The sequence below is a fragment of the Simplicispira sedimenti genome (genome assembly GCF_022760965.1).
GTDB classification, from domain to species: domain Bacteria; phylum Pseudomonadota; class Gammaproteobacteria; order Burkholderiales; family Burkholderiaceae_C; genus Simplicispira; species Simplicispira sedimenti.
The window spans coordinates 134,836-157,111 of record NZ_JAKVIJ010000009.1 but is presented as its reverse complement, the minus strand read 5'-3'; the positions used below and the strand labels follow the sequence as shown (position 1 = coordinate 157,111).

The 22,276-nt window shown below is 65.2% G+C and carries 17 protein-coding genes; 10 read left to right on the top strand and 7 right to left on the bottom strand.

Annotated elements, in window-relative coordinates; genetic code table 11:
* The first annotated feature begins 1 nt into the window (after window position 1).
* The 5 genes from MJ602_RS11515 (at window position 2) to MJ602_RS11495 (ending at window position 3,876) form a co-directional block, all read left to right on the top strand.
* Window positions 2-1,219, top strand: a complete 1,218-nt coding sequence (locus tag MJ602_RS11515; RefSeq protein ID WP_162015354.1) for a type II secretion system F family protein — start codon at window positions 2-4, stop codon at window positions 1,217-1,219.
* Window positions 1,219-2,100: a prepilin peptidase gene (locus tag MJ602_RS11510; RefSeq protein WP_243020941.1), complete on the top strand. Its 882-nt coding sequence runs from the start codon at window positions 1,219-1,221 to the stop codon at window positions 2,098-2,100. The genes MJ602_RS11515 and MJ602_RS11510 overlap by 1 nt, the downstream gene beginning before the upstream one ends.
* Window positions 2,097-2,717, top strand: coding sequence for a dephospho-CoA kinase (gene coaE, locus MJ602_RS11505; RefSeq protein WP_341474757.1), 621 nt, complete (start codon window positions 2,097-2,099; stop codon window positions 2,715-2,717). Before MJ602_RS11510 ends, coaE begins: the two co-directional genes overlap by 4 nt.
* Before the next feature lie 7 nt (window positions 2,718-2,724).
* On the top strand, window positions 2,725-3,480 hold the full coding sequence (gene zapD, locus MJ602_RS11500) for a cell division protein ZapD (RefSeq protein WP_243020940.1): 756 nt from the start codon (window positions 2,725-2,727) through the stop codon (window positions 3,478-3,480).
* Window positions 3,481-3,654: 174 nt separating this feature from the next.
* Window positions 3,655-3,876, top strand: coding sequence for a DNA gyrase inhibitor YacG (locus tag MJ602_RS11495; protein WP_162015350.1), 222 nt, complete (start codon window positions 3,655-3,657; stop codon window positions 3,874-3,876).
* A gap of 40 nt (window positions 3,877-3,916) precedes the next feature.
* On the opposite strand, the gene MJ602_RS11490 is transcribed toward MJ602_RS11495, so the two are convergent.
* From MJ602_RS11490 to MJ602_RS11470, 5 genes are all read right to left on the bottom strand, one after another.
* The gene (locus MJ602_RS11490; protein ID WP_341474756.1) at window positions 3,917-4,345 is read right to left on the bottom strand and encodes an NUDIX domain-containing protein; all 429 of its coding nucleotides are present in this window, start codon (window positions 4,343-4,345) and stop codon (window positions 3,917-3,919) included.
* Between the two features lie 10 nt (window positions 4,346-4,355).
* On the bottom strand, window positions 4,356-5,228 hold the full coding sequence (locus tag MJ602_RS11485; RefSeq protein WP_243020939.1) for an ATP-binding protein: 873 nt from the start codon (window positions 5,226-5,228) through the stop codon (window positions 4,356-4,358).
* Window positions 5,229-5,448: 220 nt separating this feature from the next.
* Window positions 5,449-6,678, bottom strand: a complete 1,230-nt coding sequence (gene argJ / locus MJ602_RS11480; protein WP_243020938.1) for a bifunctional glutamate N-acetyltransferase/amino-acid acetyltransferase ArgJ — start codon at window positions 6,676-6,678, stop codon at window positions 5,449-5,451.
* Window positions 6,679-6,774: 96 nt separating this feature from the next.
* Window positions 6,775-9,534, bottom strand: a complete 2,760-nt coding sequence (gene secA / locus MJ602_RS11475; RefSeq protein ID WP_243020937.1) for a preprotein translocase subunit SecA — start codon at window positions 9,532-9,534, stop codon at window positions 6,775-6,777.
* A gap of 134 nt (window positions 9,535-9,668) precedes the next feature.
* Window positions 9,669-10,646: a M23 family metallopeptidase gene (locus MJ602_RS11470; RefSeq protein WP_243020936.1), complete on the bottom strand. Its 978-nt coding sequence runs from the start codon at window positions 10,644-10,646 to the stop codon at window positions 9,669-9,671.
* A gap of 27 nt (window positions 10,647-10,673) precedes the next feature.
* On the opposite strand from MJ602_RS11470, the gene MJ602_RS11465 reads away from it, so the two are divergent.
* Window positions 10,674-10,973, top strand: coding sequence for a DciA family protein (locus tag MJ602_RS11465; RefSeq protein ID WP_162015344.1), 300 nt, complete (start codon window positions 10,674-10,676; stop codon window positions 10,971-10,973).
* Window positions 10,974-10,992: 19 nt separating this feature from the next.
* Here the strand turns inward: MJ602_RS11465 and MJ602_RS11460 are convergent, their stop codons facing one another.
* Entirely contained in the window at window positions 10,993-12,696 is a 1,704-nt protein-coding gene (locus MJ602_RS11460) for an ABC transporter permease (protein WP_423246703.1), read from the bottom strand.
* Between the two features lie 22 nt (window positions 12,697-12,718).
* On the opposite strand from MJ602_RS11460, the gene MJ602_RS11455 reads away from it, so the two are divergent.
* Entirely contained in the window at window positions 12,719-13,789 is a 1,071-nt protein-coding gene (locus tag MJ602_RS11455; RefSeq protein ID WP_243020934.1) for an ABC transporter ATP-binding protein, read from the top strand.
* Window positions 13,790-13,832: 43 nt separating this feature from the next.
* Here MJ602_RS11455 and galE read toward each other — a convergent pair whose 3' ends face one another.
* Window positions 13,833-14,852: a UDP-glucose 4-epimerase GalE gene (gene galE, locus MJ602_RS11450; protein WP_243020933.1), complete on the bottom strand. Its 1,020-nt coding sequence runs from the start codon at window positions 14,850-14,852 to the stop codon at window positions 13,833-13,835.
* Window positions 14,853-15,125: 273 nt separating this feature from the next.
* On the opposite strand from galE, the gene MJ602_RS11445 reads away from it, so the two are divergent.
* From MJ602_RS11445 to MJ602_RS11435, 3 genes are read left to right on the top strand one after another with little or no spacing between them, the layout of a single operon-like run.
* A complete protein-coding gene (locus tag MJ602_RS11445) occupies window positions 15,126-17,885 on the top strand; it encodes a bifunctional glycoside hydrolase/polysaccharide deacetylase family protein (RefSeq protein WP_243020932.1) in 2,760 nt (919 codons plus the stop codon).
* Between the two features lie 7 nt (window positions 17,886-17,892).
* Window positions 17,893-21,684 carry a tetratricopeptide repeat protein gene (locus tag MJ602_RS11440; RefSeq protein WP_243020931.1) on the top strand — a complete coding sequence of 1,264 codons (3,792 nt, stop codon included), beginning with the start codon at window positions 17,893-17,895 and terminating at the stop codon, window positions 21,682-21,684.
* A 24-nt stretch (window positions 21,685-21,708) separates the two neighbouring features.
* Window positions 21,709-22,263 (top strand): penicillin-binding protein activator LpoB, encoded by a 555-nt coding sequence (locus MJ602_RS11435; RefSeq protein WP_243020930.1) that lies wholly within the window; start codon window positions 21,709-21,711, stop codon window positions 22,261-22,263.
* Window positions 22,264-22,276 lie beyond the last annotated feature (13 nt).

Sequence of the window (22,276 nt, the reverse complement as noted above, 5' to 3'; positions counted from 1 at the left end):
TATGGCAACGGCTGCAAAGGCAAGCATCAAGGATTTCGTCTTTGAATGGGAGGGCAAGGACCGCAACGGCAAGATCGTGCGGGGAGAAATCCGTGCCTCGGGGGAGAACCAAGTTCAGGCCTCTCTGCGCCGCCAGGGCGTGTTCCCCACCAAGATCAAGAAGCGCCGTCTGCGCTCGGGCAAGAAGATCAAGCCCAAAGACATCGCACTGTTCACCCGACAGATGGCCACCATGATGAAAGCTGGTGTGCCGCTGCTGCAATCTTTTGACATCGTGGGGCGCGGCAACACCAACCCCAGCGTGGGAAAGTTGCTCAACGATATCCGTGCCGATGTGGAAACAGGCACCTCGCTCAATGCAGCGTTTCGCAAGTACCCTCTGTATTTCGACAGCCTCTACTGCAATCTGGTGGAAGCCGGTGAGGCCGCGGGTATTCTGGAAGCGCTGCTGGATCGCTTGGCCACCTACATGGAAAAGACCGAGGCGATCAAGGGAAAGATCAAATCGGCATTGATGTATCCCATTTCGGTCATCATCGTTGCCTTCGTCGTCGTGACCGTGATCATGATTTTCGTGATCCCTGCCTTCAAGGAGGTGTTCACCTCTTTTGGCGCTGATTTGCCGGCGCCCACCCTCTTCGTGATGGGAATCAGCGACGTGTTCGTGAAGTGGTGGTGGCTGATCTTTGGCGTGCTGGGCGGTGGCTTCTACTTCTTCATGCAGGCCTGGAAGCGCAACGAAAAAATGCAGATGTTCATGGACCGTCTGCTGCTGCGCATTCCAATCTTCGGTGACCTGATCAACAAATCAGCCGTGGCGCGCTGGACGCGTACGCTCTCCACCATGTTTGCTGCCGGCGTACCACTGGTCGAAGCGCTGGATTCGGTCGGTGGTGCTGCAGGCAACTCTGTGTATGCCATGGCCACCGACAAGATCCAACAGGAAGTCTCCACCGGCACCAGCCTGACGGCAGCAATGACCAACGCCAACGTTTTCCCGTCGATGGTGCTGCAGATGTGCGCCATCGGCGAAGAATCAGGCTCCATCGACCACATGCTGGGCAAGGCGGCCGACTTCTACGAACAGGAAGTCGATGAAATGGTCGCAGGCCTCTCCAGTCTCATGGAGCCCATCATCATCGTGTTCCTGGGCACACTGATTGGCGGCATCGTGGTGTCGATGTACCTGCCCATCTTCAAGCTGGGCCAGGTCGTCTGATGGTGCTGGATCCGTGGTGGGACGCGGCCCTGGTCGGCGTCTTGGGCCTGATGGTGGGCAGCTTTCTGAACGTGGTGATCTACCGCCTGCCCCGCATGATGGAACGGCAATGGGCGCGCGAGCATGCCGACTATGCGCGCTCCACCGCCGGAGACACTGCACCCCCTGCAGAACTGCCGGACGCTGCCCCGTTCAATCTGGCCGTGCCTCGCTCGCGCTGCCAGTCCTGCGGGCACCAGTTGCGTTGGTATGAAAACATCCCGGTACTCAGCTACCTGGCCCTGCGAGGTCGATGCTCCTCCTGCAAAACGTCTTTCAGCGCACGCTATCCCGCCGTCGAGCTGCTGACAGGCGCCTTGTTCTTCTATTGCGCCCAACGCTGGGGCCTGGGCCCTGCAGGACTGGCCTGGTGCGGGTTCAGTGCGCTCATGGTGGCACTGGCCTTCATCGACTGGGACACCACCCTGCTGCCCGACGACCTGACCTTGCCTTTGCTCTGGGCCGGTCTGCTGGCATCGGTATTCCAATGGACAACCATCCCCTTGGCAGACGCCGTGCTCGGCGCCGCTGCAGGCTACTTGTCGCTCTGGCTGGTGTACTGGGGCTTCAAGCTCGCCACCGGCAAGGAAGGCATGGGCTACGGCGACTTCAAGCTTTTTGCGGCCATGGGCGCCTGGTTTGGCTGGCAGGCCCTGGTACCCTTGATCCTGATGGCTTCCGTGGTGGGCGCCGTGGTCGGCATCGCCATGAAAATGGCCAGCAGCCTGCGCGAAGGGGGTTACGTTCCCTTCGGTCCCTTCCTCGTGGGCGCAGGGCTGATCGGCATGGTCTTCGGGCCTGCACAGGTGCTGAACCTGTTGCTGGGCACACTGGGCCTGTGACCGCCCCACGCACTTCAGCCTTGCAGGTCGGTCTGACCGGCGGCATAGGCAGCGGCAAAAGCACCGTCGCAGCCATGCTGGCGGCCTGCGGCGCTACGGTGGTGGATGCAGACAAGATTTCACGTCAGCTGACCGCCGCCAACGGCGCTGCCCTACCCGCCATTGCCCAGGTATTTGGCCCATCGCTCATTGCGGCAGATGGTTCCCTGGACCGCGCGCGCATGCGCGAGCTCATCTTTCGTCAGCCGCAGGCACGCCAACAACTCGAAGCCATCATCCACCCCTTGGTGGGGCAGGAAACAGCGCGCCAGGCCCAGGCCGCCATCGCCCAAGGATGCCGCCTGGTGGTGTACGACATCCCCCTGTTGGTCGAATCCAGGCACTGGCGCCGCCAGCTCGACGCCGTGATCGTCGTCGATTGCCGTGAACAGACCCAGATCGACCGCGTGGTGGCACGCAGCCAGCTCAGCCCCGACGCGGTGCGCGGCATCATGGCCGCACAGGCCAGCCGCCACGAGCGGCGGGCCTGCGCCGATATCGTGCTGTTCAACGACACCATTCCCCTTCCCAGCCTGCAAGAGCAGGTGTCCTTGGTGGCCCGCAGCTTCGGGCTATGATCCGACCGTGATCCTGTACGAATACCCTTTCAACGAACGCATCCGCACCTACCTGCGGCTCGAACACCTGTTCAAGCGCCTGGGTGAACTGATTCCGCGCACCCACCCGCTGGACCACCACTTCGCACTGACCACCATTTTCGAAATCATGGACGTGGCCGCGCGCGCCGACCTGAAAGCCGACGTGCTCAAGGACATCGAGAAGCAAAAGCATGTGCTCGATGGTTACCGCGGCAACCCTGCCATCTCGGAGGCGGCACTCGACGGCATCATCGCCCAGCTCGACCGATGCTTTGGCCTTCTCAACACCCAGGCGGGCAAGACCGGCCAGCCCCTGAGCGAGAACGAATGGCTCATGAGCATCCGCAGCCGCGCAGGCATTCCGGGCGGCACCTGCGGGTTCGACCTGCCCAGCTACTACGCGTGGCAGCACCGACCTGCCCCAGAGCGCCAACAGGCCCTGGAAGGCTGGGCGGGCACCCTGGCACCGCTGGCCGAGTCCATTTATCTGCTGCTGAAGCTGTTGCGCGACTCCGGCGTCCCTCAGAAAGTGGCTGCCGAACGGGGCCAGTTCCAGCAAAACCTGCCGCAGGGTCGCACCTTCCAACTGCTGCGCCTGCGCATCGATCCCGCCCAGGGGCTGGTGCCCGAAATCAGTGGCAACCGGCTCATGGTGTCGGTGCGCCTCATGCACCAGATGCCCCAAGGGCACCTGCAGGCCAGCACCGAGGACGCGATGTTCGAACTGGCTTTGTGCGCTTGAAGCACCAACACCCCCCTGTGTCGCTACGCTCCTTCCCCCCGCTCTCGCAGCGCTGCGCGCTGCGGGCAGGGGGACGCCACCGGTGCGGCGGGGCGGCCCTTGCACGGTGGCCGCTGGCCTGAGTTGCGCCAGCTTCATACGTCGCAGATGGTGCAAACACCATGAAAAACTGAAATGCATCCAGACAAATCAGCACCCACGGCACCGCGCAAGGTGCGCTGTCCGGCCTGTCAGGGCTGGAGCCTGTTCAGCCCCGCCAACCCCTGGCGCCCGTTTTGCAGCGAGCGCTGCAAGCAGATGGACCTCGGCGCCTGGGCCAGCGAGGGTTTTCGCGTGCCCGCCGAAGCACCGCCTGAGGACGCCACCTTTGGCGATCCCCGCACCAGCATTGATTAAAAAATGGCACTGGCGCTTGTTGGACAAGCGCCATCAGCTATCAATTTGATAGTATTTCCGGATCAAATGGTACGCCACGCTCCTCGGCCAGCCAGCCCAGCACCGGCAACGCGCCCGGTAGCACGGGGCGCACCCCGATAGGCCAGTGCTGCCAAGCCATCGTCTGGCCCTCACGCATCTCGAAGTCACCCGTCCATTCGTGCACCTTGCACCAGTGCAAGCGCACCAGCGCGTGCGGGTAGTCGTGCTCGGTCACCTTCCAGACCGCCGCAGGGCCGATGGTGACGCCCAGCTCCTCGTGCAGCTCGCGGCGCAGCGCCTGCTCCACGGTCTCGCCCGCCTCGATCTTGCCGCCGGGGAATTCCCAGTAGCCCGCATAGACCTTGTCCGGTGGCCGCGTGGTCAGCAGCAGCGCGCCATCGGCGCGGATCAGGATGCCCACCGCGACCTCGGTGTGCTTACGCTGCACAGGCACCACCTCAGCCACCGCGCCGCCCCGCAAAGTCGCGCGCAAACTGGTAGGCCACGCGCCCGCTGCGCGAGCCACGCTCCAGCGCCCAGACCAGCGCCTCGGCGCGCGCCGCGGCGATCGCATCGCTGCCGAGCCCAAAGGATGCCAGCCACTGCCTGGCAATGGCCAGGTACTCGTCCTGGCTGAACGGGTAGAAACTCACCCACAGGCCGAAGCGCTCGGACAGCGAGATCTTCTCCTCCACGCCCTCGCCCGGATGCACCTCGCCGTCGTCGGTATGGGTGTACGTGAGGTTCTCGCGCATGTACTCGGGCAGCAGATGGCGCCGGTTGCTGGTGGCGTAGATCAGCACGTTGGGCGTAGCAGCCGCCACCGAACCGTCGAGGATGGACTTGAGCGCCTTGTAGCCCGGCTCGCCGTCCTCGAAACTCAGGTCATCGCAGAACACGATGAAGTATTCCGGCCGGCCGGCCACCACCTCGACGATGTCGGGCAGATCGGTCAGGTCGGCCTTGTCCACCTCGATCAGACGCAGGCCCTGCGGCGCGTAGGCGTTCAGGCAGGCCTTGATGAGCGAGGACTTGCCGGTGCCGCGCGCCCCCGTGAGCAGCACGTTGTTGGCCGACAGGCCGCGCACGAACTGCTCGGTGTTGCGCTGGATCTTTTCCTTCTGGCCGTCGATTTCCTGGAGGTCTTCGAGGCGCATCGCCGCCACATGGCGCACGGGCTCCAGCGTGCCGTGGCCGCTGCTGCGCTTGCGGTAGCGCCAGGCAATCGCTGCCGACCAGTCGGGCGCCGCCAACGGCTGCGGCAGCACGGATTCGATGCGCGCAATGAGCTGCTCGGCGCGTTCGATCAGATGTTCAAATTTTTCGTTCATTTTGGCCTCCAGCGCCCATTTATAAAGCGCCAGCAGCTATTAAATACGTAGCAAACATTCCGCACTCGCATGCGTCCACGGCGCATGAACCTGGCGCGGCCAAAGTCAGCAGCCCCCCGTGCAAGGGCCGCCCCGCCGCGCTGGGGGCGTCCCCCTGCCCGCATTGCGCAGCAATGCGAGAGCGGGGGGAAGCCGCGCAGCGGCTCAGGGGGTGTCCACGTCAAGAGCGGTAGTCGGCGTTGATGGTCACGTAGTCGTGGCTCAGGTCGCAGGTCCACACCGTGTCCTGCGCCTCGCCCCGGCCCAGCAGCACGCGCACCGTGATCTCGCTCTGCTTCATCACGCGCTGGCCGTCCTCCTCGCGGTACTGCGGGTTACGGCCGCCCTGCACGGCCACGTGCACGTCGTCGAGGTACAGGTCGATGCCGGTCTGGTCCAGGTCGTCGATGCCGGCGTAGCCCACGGCCGCCAGGATGCGTCCCAGGTTCGGGTCGCTGGCGAAGAAGGCCGTCTTGACCAGCGGTGAATGCGCGATGGCGTAGGCCACCTTGCGGCATTCCTCGCCGGTCTTGCCGCCTTCCACGCGCACGGTGATGAACTTGGTCGCGCCCTCGCCGTCGCGCACGATGGCCTGGGCCAGCTGCTGCGCCACGTCCAGCAGCGCCGCCTTGAGCGCCTGGCCCTCGGTGCTGGACAGCGATTCGATGGGGGCGTGCGCCGCCTTCTGCGTGGCCATCAGCATGAAGCAGTCGTTGGTGGAGGTGTCGCCGTCGATGGTGATGCGGTTGAACGACTGGTCCGCCAGCTCGCGCACCAGGCCCTGCAGCAGCGCCGGCGCGATGCGCGCGTCGGTGGCCACGAAGCCCAGCATGGTGGCCATGTTCGGACGGATCATACCCGCGCCCTTGGCGATGCCGGTCACCGTGACGGTGGCGCCACCGATCTGCACCTGCCGGCTGCAGGCCTTGGGCACGGTGTCGGTGGTCATGATGCCCTCGGCTGCGCGCGCCCAGTGGGCGGGCTGCGCATCGGCGATGGCGGCGGGCAGCCCGGCCTCGATGCGGTCCACGGGCAGTGGCTCCATGATGACGCCGGTGGAGAATGGCAACACCTGCGCCGGGTCGATCTGCAACTGGCGCGCCAGCGCCGCACAGGTGGCACGGGCGCGCGCCAAGCCTTCGGCGCCCGTGCCCGCATTGGCGTTGCCGGTGTTCACCACCAGGGCACGGATGGCCTGGCCGCCCGCCAGATGCTCGCGGCAGACCTGCACCGGCGCGGCGCAAAAGCGGTTCTGCGTGAACACCCCCGCCACCGCGCTGCCTTCGTCCAGCAGGAACACCGTGAGGTCCTTGCGGTTGGCCTTGCGCACGCCGGCTTCGGCAACGCCGATGCGCACGCCTGCCACAGGGTACAGATCAGCAGGATTGGGAGCGGAGAGATGAACGGGCATGGGGTTTCCTTCCAAAAACTGGGCCGATGATACGCAGTCACCGCGCCGCCGAAATGAAAACACGGGCCGAGGCCCGTGTCTGGTGCGCAAGCAGGCTCAAGCCAGCTTGCCGTGGCACTGCTTGTATTTTTTCCCGCTGCCGCAGGGGCAGGGATCGTTGCGGCCCACCCGGCCACCGGCGGCCACCTTCTGCTGCACGCTGAGCGTGCGCTCGTCCACCGTGGTCTCAACCTCGCCGGTTTCGGTGGGCGCGGTGTAGGTCACGTTGGCGATGTGTTCGGCACGGGCCTCCAGGTCCTCCGCAGCCTGGTCGATCTGCTCGGGCGACTGCACCTGCACGGTCATCAGCACGCGGGTCACCTCGTTCTTGACCACGTCGAGCAACTGGCGGAACAGCTCGAAAGCCTCGCGCTTGTATTCCTGCTTGGGCTGCTTTTGTGCGTAACCGCGCAAGTGGATGCCCTGGCGCAGATAGTCCAGCGCACTGAGGTGATCACGCCAGTGGGTGTCGATGTTCTGCAGCAGCACCATGCGCTCGAACTGGGTGAAGTTCTCCTTGCCCACCAGCGCGACCTTGGCTTCGTAAGCGCCATGCGCGGCGGCCAGCACCTTTTCCAGAATGTCGTCATCGGTGAGCGACTGGGCCCCTTCCACCATTTGCTGCAGCGCCAGGCTCAGCTGCCACTCGTCGGCCAGGGCCTTCTCCAGCGCAGGCAGGTTCCATTGCTCCTCGACCGATTCAGCGGGGACATGCTGACGCACCAGGTCGGTAAAGCAGCCTTCACGCATGCCGGCGATGACCTCGGACAGCTCGGCGGCATCCAGGATGTCGTTGCGCTGCTGGTAGATGACCTTGCGCTGGTCATTGGCCACATCGTCGTACTCCAGCAATTGCTTGCGGATGTCGAAGTTGCGTGCTTCCACCTTGCGCTGGGCCGATTCGATGCTGCGCGTGACGATGCCCGCCTCGATGGCTTCGCCATCGGGCATCTTGAGCCGGTCCATGATGGCCTTGACGCGATCGCCCGCGAAGATGCGCATCAGCGCATCGTCCAGGCTCAGGTAGAAGCGCGAGGAACCCGGATCGCCCTGGCGGCCCGACCGGCCACGCAGCTGGTTGTCAATGCGGCGCGATTCGTGGCGCTCGGTCGCAATGATGCGCAGACCGCCCAGCGCCTTGACCTTTTCGTGGTCTTGCTGCCACTGCGCGCGCAACTGGGCAATGCGCGATTGCTTGGTGCCTTCATCCAGGCTTTCATCGGACTCGATGGCAGCCACATCCTTCTCGATGTTGCCGCCCAGCACGATGTCGGTGCCGCGGCCGGCCATGTTGGTGGCAATGGTGATCATGCCCTGGCGACCGGCCTGGGCCACGATGTCGGCCTCGCGGGCGTGCTGCTTGGCGTTGAGCACCTGGTGCGGCAGGCCCACCTGGGTCAGCAACTGGTCGATGATTTCGGAGTTCTCAATCGAGGTTGTTCCCACCAGCACCGGCTGGCCACGCTCGTGGCATTCGCGGATGTCCGCAATGGCGGCCTCGTACTTTTCGCGCGTGGTCTTGTACACGCGGTCGAGCTGGTCATCGCGCTTGCTCGGGCGGTTGGGCGGGATGACCACGGTTTCCAGACCGTAGATTTCCTGGAACTCATAGGCCTCGGTATCGGCCGTACCCGTCATGCCCGAGAGCTTGTTGTACAGGCGGAAGTAGTTCTGGAAGGTGATGGAGGCCAGCGTCTGGTTCTCGGCCTGGATCTGCACGCCCTCCTTGGCCTCCACAGCCTGGTGCAGACCATCGCTCCAGCGGCGGCCCGACATCAGGCGGCCGGTGAATTCATCAACGATGACGATTTCGCCGTTCTGCACCACGTAATGCTGGTCGCGGTGGTACAGGTGATTGGCCCGCAGCGCCGCATACAGGTGGTGCATGAGTGTGATGTTGGCCGGGTCATACAGCGATGCGCCCTCGGCAATCAGGCCCTGGCTGGCCAGGATGCGCTCGGCGTTTTCATGGCCCTGCTCGGTCAGGAAGACCTGGTGCGATTTTTCATCCACCGTGAAGTCACCGGGCTTGGTCACGCCCTCGCCAGTGCGTGGGTCGGCTTCGCCTTCCTGGCGCACCAACAGCGGGACCACCTTGTTCATGGCCAGATAGGTGGCGGTGTGGTCTTCGGCCTGACCGCTGATGATCAGCGGGGTGCGCGCCTCGTCGATGAGGATGGAGTCCACCTCGTCCACGATGGCGTAGTTGAGCTTGCGCTGCACCCGGTCCTGCACCTCATAGACCATGTTGTCGCGCAGGTAGTCAAAACCGTACTCGTTGTTGGTGCCGTAGGTGATGTCGCTGGCGTAGGCAGCCTGTTTTTGTTCGCGCGGCATCTGCGGCAGGTTGATGCCCACCGTCAGACCCAGGAAGTTGTACAGCCGCCCCATCCATTGGGCATCGCGGTTGGCCAGGTAATCGTTCACCGTGACCACATGCACCCCGTGCCCCGACAGGGCATTGAGGTACACGGGCAGCGTGGCGGTCAGCGTCTTGCCCTCACCCGTGCGCATTTCGGCGATCTTGCCGTAGTGCAGCGCCATGCCGCCGATCAGCTGCACGTCGAAGTGGCGCATCTTCATCACGCGCTTGGAACCCTCGCGCACCACCGCGAAGGCTTCGGGCAGCAGTTCGTCCAGCGTGCTGCCCTGTTCCAGGCGCTGGCGGAACTCCTGCGTCTTGGCCCGCAGGGCTTCGTCGCTCAGAGCCTCGAACTGGGGCTCCAGCGCATTGATGCGGGCCACCGTCTTGCGGTATTGCTTGAGAAGCCGGTCATTGCGGCTGCCGAAAATTTTGGTGAGGAAGTTGGTGGCCATGCGAACAGATCCGCCCCGTGCGCCCGAAGGCACACCGGACGGCCAGAAGCTTGATTGAAAGGGGTTCAGTTGGGGACATCCCGCAGCTTGTCAAGCATCGACAAGCTGCGGAACGGCACCAAATAGCGCGGATTTTACCTGCCAGCCGTGGGTGCCCCACTGCTGCGTGACGGCAGGACTGCCAGCTTTTGCGTTGCCTGCTGGCCTGCCAAGAGAAATTTCTGCGGATCCTGGGGCACGCCCTGCACCAGCACCTCGAAGTGCAGGTGCGCCCCCGTGGAACGCCCAGTGCTGCCCACCTCGGCAATTTTCTGGCCGCGGCGCACCAGGTCACCCCGCTTGACCAACACCTTGGATGCATGGGCGTAACGGGTCACCAGTTGATTGCCGTGGTCGATTTCAACCATGTTGCCGAATTGGTGGTGATACTCCTGCGTAATCACCACACCGCCTGCGGCAGCCACGATGGGAGCCCCAGTGTCGGCAGAGAAATCCAGTCCCGCATGCAACGCCGACTGCCCGGTGAGGGGATCGATGCGCCAGCCAAAGCGCGACCCCACGTCCTTGCCCGGTGCGGGAGACTCGGTGGGCACCATGTGCTTGCGAATGTGCTGATCGAACAGGCGGGATTCCAGCACCGTGAGCAGATCAATGCGCTGGCCACTGATCTGATCGAGTTCCTTCAGGGTGGCGTCCAGTTCTTCCATGGAAAGCGAGCGCCCGGCCATCAACGCCCCGCCCAGTCCTGGTGCTCGGCCTGCGGGCTTGGTCACCGCAGGCTCTATGCCCGCCAAACCCGACACCCGCTCGCCCAGGGATTCCAGCTCGACCATGCGTGCTTGCATCTCACCCAGCTTGCGCGCCATGGCGTCGAGGTTCTGGCGCATGAAGCGGTCGCGCTGGGCAAATTCATCCGCCACGATCAGGCGCACCAGCGAGCCCACCACGGGCCAGCCTTCGCGCGCACCCTTGAGAAACACCAGGTGGTACAGCAACGCCGCCACGGCCATCAGCAACAGAGATGCGGCCAGCATCGCTGCCATCAGTCGCGTACCCGTCAGATGGATGGTGCGGCTGCGGCACAGCCGCGAGTCCATGATAATCAACTGCATTCCTGCTTCCTGTGTCCTTGACCGAACATGCTCCGCCGCCACCACGCCATTTCGCTGCAGCAGGCCGCCGATGAGTCACCCACATTGGCCAAGCTGGCTGCGCTCACGCGCGAGTCCAGCGAACGCCTCAAGGCGGTGGAACCGCTGGTTCCACCGGCGCTGCGCTCTGCACTGCAAGCGGGGCCCATCGAGGGCGATACTTGGTGCCTGGTGGTCAAAAGCAACGCAGCTGCCGCCAAATTGCGCCAACTGTTGCCCGCCTTGCAGGCCCACCTGCGCAGCAAGGGCTGGCAGGTTAACGCGATTCGGCTAAAAATCCAAACCTGAAGCCCCCGCAAATCAGGGTTTACCCTGAATTGGTACGCAAAGCCCGGCTGAGCAGCACCACGGGCACCAAGCCCACCAATACCAGCGCCAGCGAAGGCAGAGCCGCCTCGCCCAGCCGCTCATCGCGTGCCAACTGGTAGGCCACCACGGCCAGCGTGTCGCTGTTGAAGGGGCGCAGCACCAGCGTGGCGGGCAACTCCTTCATCACATCCACAAACACCAGCAAAGCCGCCGCCGCGGTGGATCGGCGCAACAGCGGCCAGTGCACCCGTACCAACAACCGAAGGCTGCCAGCGCCCAGCATGCGTGCCGAGTCGTCCAGGCTGGCCGGGATGCGTGCATACCCGCTTTGTACCGATTGCAGCGCCACCGCACAAAAGCGCACCAGGTAGGCCCACACGATGCCCAGCGCCGTGGTGGTGACCAGCGCGCCCACGCCCCACTGCGGCGCCAGCGCCTGCAGCCAGCCCACGGGCAGCAACAAGCCCACCACGATCACCGCGCCCGGCACCGCATAGCCCAGGCTGGCCAGGCGCACCACGCCGCGCGTCAGCACGCCCGCACCGCGCCGCACGGCAAAAGCCAGCGCCAGCGCCACCAGCACAGACAATACGGCGGTAATGCCACCCAGCCGCATGCTGTTCCAACCCCAGGCCAGAAAGCGGTCCCAGGGCAGCACAGACCAGTCGGCAGCCAGTGGCCGCAGCATGAACAGCACCGGCGCCACAAAGCCCAACAACACCGGCAAGGCGCACACCGCCCAGGCCCACAGCACACGGCCACCGCGCAGACGTACCGGCGTCGCTTCGGCCGACCCACCCCGGCCCACACCCGACGCAGCAAAGCGCATGCGCTGCTGGGCACGCTGCTCCAGCCCCATCACCACCAGGACCAATGCCAGCAACAGGGTGGAGAGCTGCGCAGCCGCCACGCGGTTGTCCATGGCCAGCCAGGCCTTGTAGATGCCCGTGGTGAAACTCTGGATGCCAAAGTAGCTGGTCACCCCAAAATCGGCCAGGGTTTCCATCAGCACCAACGCCACCCCGGCGGCCACCGCCGGGCGCGCCAGCGGCAGGGCAATGCGGGCAATGCGCCGGGGCAGCGGCGCCCCGAGCAGGCGCGCCGCTTCCATGAGATGTGCAGCCCGCTCACCCAATGCCGTGCGGGCCAGCAGGTACACATAGGGATACAAAGACACGACAAACACCAGCACCGCGCCCCACAGGCTGCGCACCTCGGGCAGCAGGTGTCCCTCCCAGCCAAAGGCCGCACGCAACCCCACCTGCAACGGTCCGCTGAACTGCAGAAAATCGGTGTAGGCATAGGCTGTCACATAGGCCGGCATGGCCAGGGGCAACAGCAGCAGCCATTCGAACGCCCGCCGCCCCGGAAAATCGAACAAGGTGACCGCCGCCGCCGCCGCGCTGCCGACCACGGCAGCCCCCAACCCCACCCACAGGCACAGCCACAGCGTGGTGCCCACATAGCCCGGCAACACGGTGGATGCCATCTCGCGCAGGACGGCCCAGGCCGATGCCCCCCCCTCTCCCCAGGGCAGCCAGGCCCCCAGCAGGGCCAGAACAGGCAGGGACAGCACACCCGCCAGCAGCAGCAAGGGAAGGGAGCGCAAAACGGCGGACAGGCGTGGCAAGAGAGCGTCTCGAAGGGCGACAGACAGGAAAAGACGGCCGCGAGGGCCGAGAGGAATGCGAATTCTACGCATTCGACCCTCCTACAATGCACACATGTTTCTGCAAGTCTCCCAACTGCAAGTGCGCTACGCCGGTCAGGCAGTGGCCGCAGTGCAGGATGTGTCCCTGGGTCTGGCAGCTGGCCAGATTGGCGTGCTCATCGGCCCCTCGGGCTGCGGCAAAACCACCTTGCTGCGCAGCGTGGCCGGGCTGGAGTCCGTGGCCGCAGGCGCCATCCGCCTGGGTTCGCAGGTGGTGGGCAGCCCCGGCCACAGCATGCCGCCCGAGCAGCGACGCATTGGCATGGTGTTCCAGGACTATGCGCTGTTTCCGCACCTGACTGTGGGCAGCAACGTGGCCTTTGGCATCGAGCACCTGCCCGCCGCCGAACGCAGCCTGCGTGTGGCCGAAGTGCTGCAACTGGTGGGCCTGGAGGGCAGTGCGCAACGCTACCCACATGAACTCTCTGGCGGCCAACAGCAACGCGTGGCCCTGGCGCGCGCGCTGGCGCCCCGTCCGCAGCTCATGCTGCTGGACGAGCCCTTCTCCAACCTGGATGTAGATTTGCGCGAACGACTGGCCCACGAGGTGCGCAACATCCTCAAGCAGGCGGGCGCCACGGCACTGTTTGTCACCCACGACCAACTCGAAGCGTTTGCGATCGGGGACATGATTGGCGTGATGCACCAGGGCCGCCTGCACCAGTGGGACGACGCCTACACCCTGTACCACCGCCCCGCCACCCGGTTTGTGGCCGACTTCATCGGGCACGGCGTGTTCGCCCCCGCCACGCTGGTGCAGCAAGGCAGCGGCGTGGTGGTGCGCACCCCCCTGGGTGACCTGGCCAACCTGACCGACTGCCCCCTGCCCTCGCGCTACCCCGGAGGGGCGTGTGACGTACTGCTGCGGGCCGACGATATCGTGCACGACGATGCGGCCCCGGTGCAGGCACAGATCGTGCGCAAGTCGTTTCGCGGGTCAGAGTTTTTATACACGCTGCGCATGGACAACGGCCAGATGCTGCTGGCCCATGTACCCAGCCACCACGACCACGCCCTTGGAGAGTGGATCGGCATCCGCGCGCTCGTGGACCATGTGGTGACCTTCGAGCGAAATTCAGGCTAAATATAGCTCCAGCGCAATACCAGCAAGCGCCAGAAGCTATCAATTAGATAGCATTTTTCAGTGTGCGGGCCTCGCCGTTCTGCCAGCGCCAGGCGTCCTCGCACATGCGCTGCACGCCATGCTGCGCACACCAGCCCAGCAGTTGCTGCGCCAGCGTGGGATCGGCCCAGCAGGCAGCCACATCACCAGGGCGGCGTGGCACCACCTGGTAGGGCACGGGACGGCCGCTGGCCTGTTCGAAGGCCCGCACCATCTCCAGCACCGACACCGGGCGGCCCGTGCCCAGGTTCACAGTCAGCAGACCTGGATGGCGTTCCAGATAGCGCAGCGCATCCACATGGCCTTGCGCCAGGTCGCTGACATGGATGTAGTCCCGTACCCCCGTGCCATCAACGGTCGGGTAATCGTCGCCATAGACGCTCAGACGTTCGCGCTGGCCCACGGCCACCTGGGCCACGAAGGGGAGCAGGTTGTTGGGAATACCCTGCGGGTCTTCGCCAATGAGGCCGCTTTCATGCGCACCCACGGGGTTGAAATAGCGCAGCCGCGCCAGCCGCCACTGGCCAGGCTCGGAGGTATCCAGATCGGCCAGCACCTGCTCCATCATGAGCTTGCTCCAGCCGTAGGGATTGGTGGCGCTGAGCGGAAAGTCCTCGCGAATCGGCAGTTGTGCCGGGTCACCGTACACCGTGGCCGACGAGGAAAACACCAAGGTGCGCACCCCGGCACGCCGCATGGCCTGCAGGAGCGACACCGTGCCCGCCACGTTGTTGTCGTAATAACGCAACGGCTCGCGCACCGACTCACCCACAGCCTTAAGCGCCGCGAAGTGGATCACCGCCTGGATCGGATGGCGCGCAAACAGATCGTCCAGCAAGGCCGCGTCACGCACATCCCCTTGCACATGCGCCGGCACCTGGCCGGTGATGCGCCCGACGCGCTCCAGCACATCGGGACGGCTGTTGCAGAAGTTGTCCAGCACCAGGCAAGGCATACCCGCCTGCGCCAGCGCCACACAGGTGTGGGATCCGATGTAGCCTGCCCCACCAGTCACAAGAATCATTCTCAGCCCCTGCAAATCTAAAAATCCAATAATGGAACAGTTAAAGATACGCCAAAACTATTGGTGTTTGTCTAGAATCAATGATTGTGACGTTTGGAAACATATGTGCGGAGCAAACCTTCCGCAACATCCATCCAGGTCATGCGACACCCGTTCGCAAAGACCTTCTGTTCTTATACATCCCTGCTTGTTTTTCTCTTGATCGTGCTGCGACACTTTGGCATGTTGCTGGATTTGCGTTTCCCATCCGTACGAACCTGCCTACTGGCCTTGATGGCAGCGCTGTGCTGGCCACTGGCAGCGCATGCAGCACCTGCGGTGGCGCTGTACTACGGCGAACGCGCAGGCCTGGCCGATTTTCGCGCATTCGACCTGGTGGTGGTGGATCCAGACCACTACCGACAGCAGCCACTGCCTGCGTGGGACGGCACCCAGTTCTATGCCTATGCCTCCGTCACGGAGGTACAGCCCTCCCGCGCCTATTACGCCGACATCCCGGTCGGCTGGAAGATAGGGCGCAATCCTGCCTGGGGATCAGACCTGATCGACCAAAGTGCCCCCGGTTGGCCAGAGTTTTTTGCCACCCGCGTGATTGCACCGCTGTGGGCACAAGGCTACCGTGGCTTTTTCCTGGACACGCTGGACTCGTACCGCCTGGCCGAGCGCTTTGACGAACAGGCGCAGCAACAAGGCCTGGTGCAACTGATCCGCGGGCTGCACCAGCGGTTTCCGGGCATCCGGCTCATGCTGAACCGGGGCTTCGACATCGTGCCGCAACTGCCAGGCCAGATCGAATGGGTGGCCGCCGAGTCGCTCTACCGCCGCTGGAACGCTACCCAGCGCCAATACGAAGAAGTCCCCGAGGCCGACCGCAGCTGGCTGCTGGGCCAGCTGCAACAGGTACGCGAGCGCCATGGCCTGCCGGTCCTGGTGATCGACTATGTGCCGCCGCACGACCGCACGCTGGCACGCGCCACAGCCCAGAAGATCCTGGCCGACGGCTTCACCCCCTGGGTCAGCAATGCCGAGCTGTCCGGCGTGGGCATGGGCAGCATCGAGCCGGTGGCACGCAAGGTGCTGATGATCTACAACGCCGAGGAATCGCCTTCGGTCAACTACTCCGTGGCGCACCGGTTCCTGCAAATGCCCCTGAACCACCTGGGCTACACCGTGGAGCTGCGCGACGCCTTGGAGCCGCTGCCCGAACCCATCCTGCCTGATCGCTATGCAGGCATCGTGCTCAGCTTCTCGGGCTACCTGCCCGAAGGCAAGCAGGCGGCGCTCGCGGCCTGGATAGAGCGGCAACTGGCCCACAAGGTGCCCATGGCCGTGGTTGGCGGGTTCGGACTGACACCCCCGCCCGGCTTGGCACGCAAGTTGGGGCTGGAGTCCGCTGCGCGAACGTCCGCCCCGTTGGAGCCGCTGCCCTACCATGCAATGGTGGGCCTCGAGGCCCCACCACCCAAACCTGGCAACGACGTGGAGTTGTTCCTCCTCAGTGCCCAGGAAAAGCCTCAGGCCACCCCCCTGGTGGCCTTCCGGGGCAAATCCCAGCGTGAGCAGGTCGCCGCGGCCCTGACGTCCTGGGGCGGCTTCGTGCTGGAGCCCTACACACTGGTGAACGTGCCCGGCACCGAGTACTCGCGCTGGGTGATCGACCCGTTCACCTTTCTCACCCAGGCACTGCGTCTGCCCGCCATTCCGGTGCCCGACACCACCACCGAGAACGGCCGCCGCCTGTTGCTCGCGCATGTGGACGGAGACGGCTTCCCTTCGCTGGCCGAACTGCCCGGCAGTCCGCTGGCGGCGGAGGTTTTGCTGCGTGACGTGTTCATGCGCTACCGCATTCCGCAAACCATGTCGGTCATCGAAGCCGAGGTCGCGCCCCACGGCCTGTATCCCGCCCAAAGCCCCCAGTTGCAGGCAATTGCCAAGGCGATGTTCAAGCTGCCCCACATCGAGGCCGCCAGCCACACCTATTCGCACCCCTTCCTGTGGGATCGCGCGGTGCGCCATGGCGTGTTCAAAGACGACGGCAGTGCCGCCTACCAATTGCCGCTGCCCAACTACCGGTTCGACCTGCAGCGCGAAATCGTCGGCTCCATTGCCTACATCCGAGATCACTTGGTTCCGCAAGGCAAGCCGGTGCGCATCCTGCAGTGGTCCGGCGACACCGCCCCCAGCACCGAAGCACTCAAGATCACCGAAGAAGCCGGCCTGCTCAACATCAACGGAGGCGACACCTTCATCACCCGCGCCAATCCCTCGCTCACGGCCATTGGAGCACTGGGCATCCACAAGGCCGGACACCTGCAGGTGTATGCCCCCATCACCAACGAAAACATCTACACCAACCTCTGGAAAGGCCCGTTCTACGGGTTCGAACGCGCCATCGAGACCTTTGAGCTGACCAACGCACCGCGCCGCATCAAACCCGTAGGCATCTACTACCACACCTACTCGGCCAGCAAGCCCGCCGGATTGAAAGCGCTGCACAAGGTGTATGGCTGGGCACTGGCCCAGCCGCTGCACCCGGTGTTCACATCGGAGTTCATTGCCAAGGTGCAGGACTTCCATGGCCTGGCACTGGCACGAGAAGGTGAAGGCTGGCGCGTGCGCGGCAACGGTGCCTTGCGCACGCTGCGCCTGCCCACAGTCCTGGGGGCGGCACAACCCGAGCGCAGCCGGGGTGTCGCGGGTTGGAGCGAAGGCCCCGAGGGCACTTACGCCCACCTCACCGGTGGTCAGGCCTGGTTGCGCGCCGCGCCCATGCAAACACCGGCCGCGCCCGCACTGCGCGATGCCAATGCCCGCATCACGCATTGGGACATGCAGGCCCAGGGCGGCGAATTCCAATTGCAGGGCCACGGGCCGCTGGAATTCAGCCTGCACCTCCCTTCCCCCTGTCAGGTTCGCGCCCACCAGCGCACTCTGGCACCCCAGTCCAGCCCCACCCCGGCACGGACCGACATCCGCCACTTCCGCCTCAACGATGTCACAGCGCGTATCCAGATTCACTGCCCAGCGCGTTGACCGCCCGGTGCTCGCACCCGACTGGCTCATCGCCGTGCTCACCTGCATGGTGGCGGGTGGCCTGTGGCTGCTGCACCCGCGCCAGGCGCTGGAGCGGCGCCTGTCCGAAACGGCCGACTCACCGCTGTCTGCCGCCTACCTGCACAACCTGCTGCGCAGCGACCCAGAAAACCCCACCCTGCGCCTGCTGCTGGCGCGCCAGCAAATCCTGCACGGCGAGATGGACAGTGCCCACGTGACACTCGCCCCCGCACTGGCGTCGAGCAACCCGGAGATCCACCGTGACGCCTTGTGGACGCTGTGGGAGCTTCGCTACACCCAGTATGTGCGCACCCCCGAAGACCGCCAGGACGAACGCCAGAAGCAGCTCCCCGGGTTGCGCGCCCTGCTGCACACGCTGGCGGCCGAAGAGTGGCCATTGGATCGCCAACGCAGGCTCATCACACTTGCCGCCCAGTTCGGCGACGACGCCCTGCGCAAGCGCCTGGAGCAGCAGTGGGCCCAAACCCAGCCCCAGCAACAGCCACAGGACGCCACCTCCTACGAGCGCGCAGCGCGCGATGCACTGGCCGCAGGCGACTATGCGGGCAGCGCAGAGCTTTTCATGCTCGCGCGCAACACCAGCGACAGCGCCGCACAGGCCAAGCATTTCTTCCATGAGGCCCTGCGCACCCTGCGCGCGGGCAATGATCCTGCCGGCGCCCTGGCCCTGGCCGAGCGCGAGTTGGGCCCGCTGGCAGACGACCGCGACACCCTGTTGCTGGTCATCGAGATCGCACGCGCCGCAGGGCGTCCCGATGTGGCAGACCGCTATGCACGCCGCCTGCTGCGCATTTCGCTCCTGAGGACGTGGCCTGGGTATGACGCTGCGCAAGAGGCTCCCGCTACCGCACAGTACGACGACGGTGCCAGCCTCCTGCGCTCGGAGATGCAGCAGGTGGCGTGGCCCGTGCAGAGCGCACCGACCCCCAAGGCCCCGGCCCTGCCTTTTGATGACAAGGCGTTTTCGCTGGGCTATGAGGTGTTCCTAGAAAACGGCAAGCCCGAGGACGCCTGGGCCGTGGCCAACGCCGCCGTGCAGCAGCAACCCTCCAGCCTCGTCTGGCGCGAGCGCCTGGCGCGGGTGTCCGAATGGACCGAGCGCCCCGTGCAGGCGCTGGAGCAATGGCTGATCATCGCACGGCAAACCCAGAGAGACGACGCCTGGAAGGCCGTGCTGCGACTGGCCCCAGGGCTGTTCCATGATGCGGCACTGATCGAAGCCCTGCACTACCAATTGCGCCGCAAACCGGGCGATGAAGAGCTGATCGAGGATCTGGTCGAAGCCTACGAACGCCTGGGGGAGCCGGAGCCAGCGCTGCGCTACCTGCAACAGAACGCCCGCAGCCCCGCCAGCCTGGAGCGGCTGGCCTGGCTGGCCGAACGCGCAGGCCAGCCCGACACGGCGCTGAACGCCTGGCGCTCGCTGTTCAGCGATCCCGCGCAGATCACCCCCGCCAGGGCCGTCCCCGCCGCCGTGCTGGCACTGATGCAAGGCCACCCCGACGAAGGCCTGCAATGGATGGAGGCCGCCCAGCGCCACCTGCCCGCGGAGGGCGATGCGTCGGAATTCTGGCGCCTGACCGGCCAGATTGCCGAGAGCCAGGAGCGCCGCGAACTGGCGATCACCGCCTACCGGCAACTGGCGGCCAACCCCGATGCGCCCCTGGAGGACTTGGACGCCCTGATCCGCCAACTGCTGCCCGATCACCCCCTGGAGGCGGCCCAGGTGGCACTGCGCGCCTGGGAGCGCCACGACCAACCGCGTCACCTGATCCAGGCCCTGACGCTGTATTCAGGCCGCGGCGAGTGGGCACCCTTTGACCGCGTGCTGTCCCTGCTCGACCCGGCACCCGACGCGCCGCGCCGCTCGCTGCGCAAGCTCTGGCGCATGCCCGAGTACCTGCGCCTCATGGGTTCGCACCACCAGAACGCAGGACGCCTGGCAGTGGCCCGTGAGCACTTGCAGGCGGGCCTGGCCGCCAGCCCGGACTCCACCGATATGCAGACCGCGTTGCTGTGGCTGCTGATCGACAGCAACGATGCCGTGGCACTGCGTGAACTGCTCGCACGGCACGAAGTGGCCTGGAGCCGCCAGGCCGCCGTGCACAACGCCCTGGCGTCCAGCTACCAAGCCTTGTCACAGCCACAGGTGGCGCTGGAGCGCTACCTGACGCCCCAGTTGCAGGCGCGACAGGACGATTTCCTTTGGATGATGAACTACGCCGACGCACTGGATCAGAACCAGCAGTTCGACCGTGCGTGGCATTTGCGCCGCCACCTGCTGCGCCAGCAATGGCGACAGCTCGCGCAGCAGGTACCCAACGCGCAGGGCCGACCTGAGTTGGTGCGCGCGCAGTGGCTGACCCAACAGGGCCTGGACGCCACGCAGCGTGTGGCCCGTGCGCGCCTGCAAATCACGCAGAACCCTGGTGACCCGGCCTATGCCGTGCTGCGGGAACTGATGCGACTGGACCTGGACAACCAGGGCCAACTGTCCAACGCAGCCGCCGAGACCGCCATTGGCTGGCTGCAGGACCAGCAGGAATACTCGGCTGAGCGGCGTTTTCTGTGGCACCAGTACGCCCGCAGCCGCAGCCTGCGCACCCACCGCCCGCTCTGGGCCGACATCACCGTCGCCTTGGCCGAAGACGACCGCATGGCCGCAGGCGAACTGCTTGAAGCCTTTGACGAGCGGCTGCCACGCTACGACCGCGTGAACGCGGCACGCGCCGTGGAAGACCTGCGCACTGCACAAAGCGCCGCCTTCGATACCCAACACGCCCAACACGACGACGAACCCCTGCACCGGCAGCTGACCGAATCCCTCCTGGCCTTCAGCGACCAGGTGCAAGCCAACACCCGGCACATCCAGCTCGCGGGCATGGACGAAAACCAATTGGGCGGTAGCCTGCACCTGGCCCTGTCCCCCCGGCTGGCGATGGACATCGAATGGAACAGCATCCGCCGCCAATCGACCAACGCCCGTGTCGTCAGCCTGCCCCCCCAGGAGCGCCTGTGGGGCGCTCGCCTGCTCTGGAAGACGGCCAGCACCGCCACGCGCCTGGGATGGATGCGGCGCGAGGGCTGGCAACAGACCGATGCCTGGCTGCTCAGCCACGAGCAGCGCCTGGACAGCCGCGTGACGCTGACGGCAGAGTTGGGATGGCACCAACCCAGCGAAGAGAGCCTGGCCCTGCGCCTGGCCGGCATGAAGAACCATGCCCACCTGTCCCTGCGCTACCAGTTCTCGCGCCTGGACAGCGTGCTGTGGGACTACCGCGCCGAGGACTACTACCTGCAAACCGGTCATTGGCTGGGCAGCGGCCGCCACACCGAACTGCGCTACACCCACACCTATCGCCAGGATTTGCCGCACCTGGAGTTCAGTGCCTTTGGCTCCTACCACGGCTACCGCATCAACCAGGACGCCATGGGCTGGCCGTCGCTGGATTTTCTGCCACCCGGCGCACTGGAAGGACCGCGCACCTTTGTTGCACGAAGCTTCGCGTTCTATGGCCTGGAGGCTTCCAGCAACACGCGCCTGGAGCAGGACTACACCCGCGCCCTCCAGCCGTTTGTCAGCGTCAGCCGCACCTGGCACAGCCGATTGGGCCCAGGCTACGGCGTGCGCCTGGGCTTGGCAGGCAGCCTGCTGGGCGCAGACCATTTCAGCATTGCCTGGGGACTGTCCAAATCCGGGCTCCAATCACAAGACCGCAGCAGCGAGTGGCAGCTGCGCTACCGTCTCTCTTTCTGACCTTCGCTTCCCACAGGAAAGACCATGAACCTGCTCCATCGCTTCTCCTCTCTGCGGACCTGGTCCGCCTGCACCGCGCTGGGCCTGGCCTTGATGCTGGGCGCCTGCTCTTCCCTGGACCGTGGCAAGCCACCCACCTTGCAGACCCAGGCCACGTGGACCGTACTGCCCTTTGCCAACCACACCGAAACCCCCATGGCCGGAAGCCGCGCCCAGGCGATTGCACAGTCCTTGCTGGTGGCGCGCACGGGCAAGGTGCTCGTGGCACCCACCAATACACAACAAGAGGCGCTGTTCGATGCCGCCGATGAAGCCCGGCGCCAGCAAGCCCTCGAATGGGCGCGCAGCCAGAAGGTGCGCTACGCACTGACAGGGACCGTGGAGGAGTGGCGCTACAAGGTGGGGGTGGACGGAGAACCTGCCGCAGGGGTGACGCTGCAAATCATTGACGTGGCCACCGGCGAAATGCTTTGGAGCGGCTCGGGTGGCAAGAGCGGCTGGAGCCGTGAGGCCTTGTCTGCCGTGGCACACAAGCTGATTCGCTCCCTGCTGGACACCGGCCTGTCGGACGCCCGCTGAACCATTTGCCCGA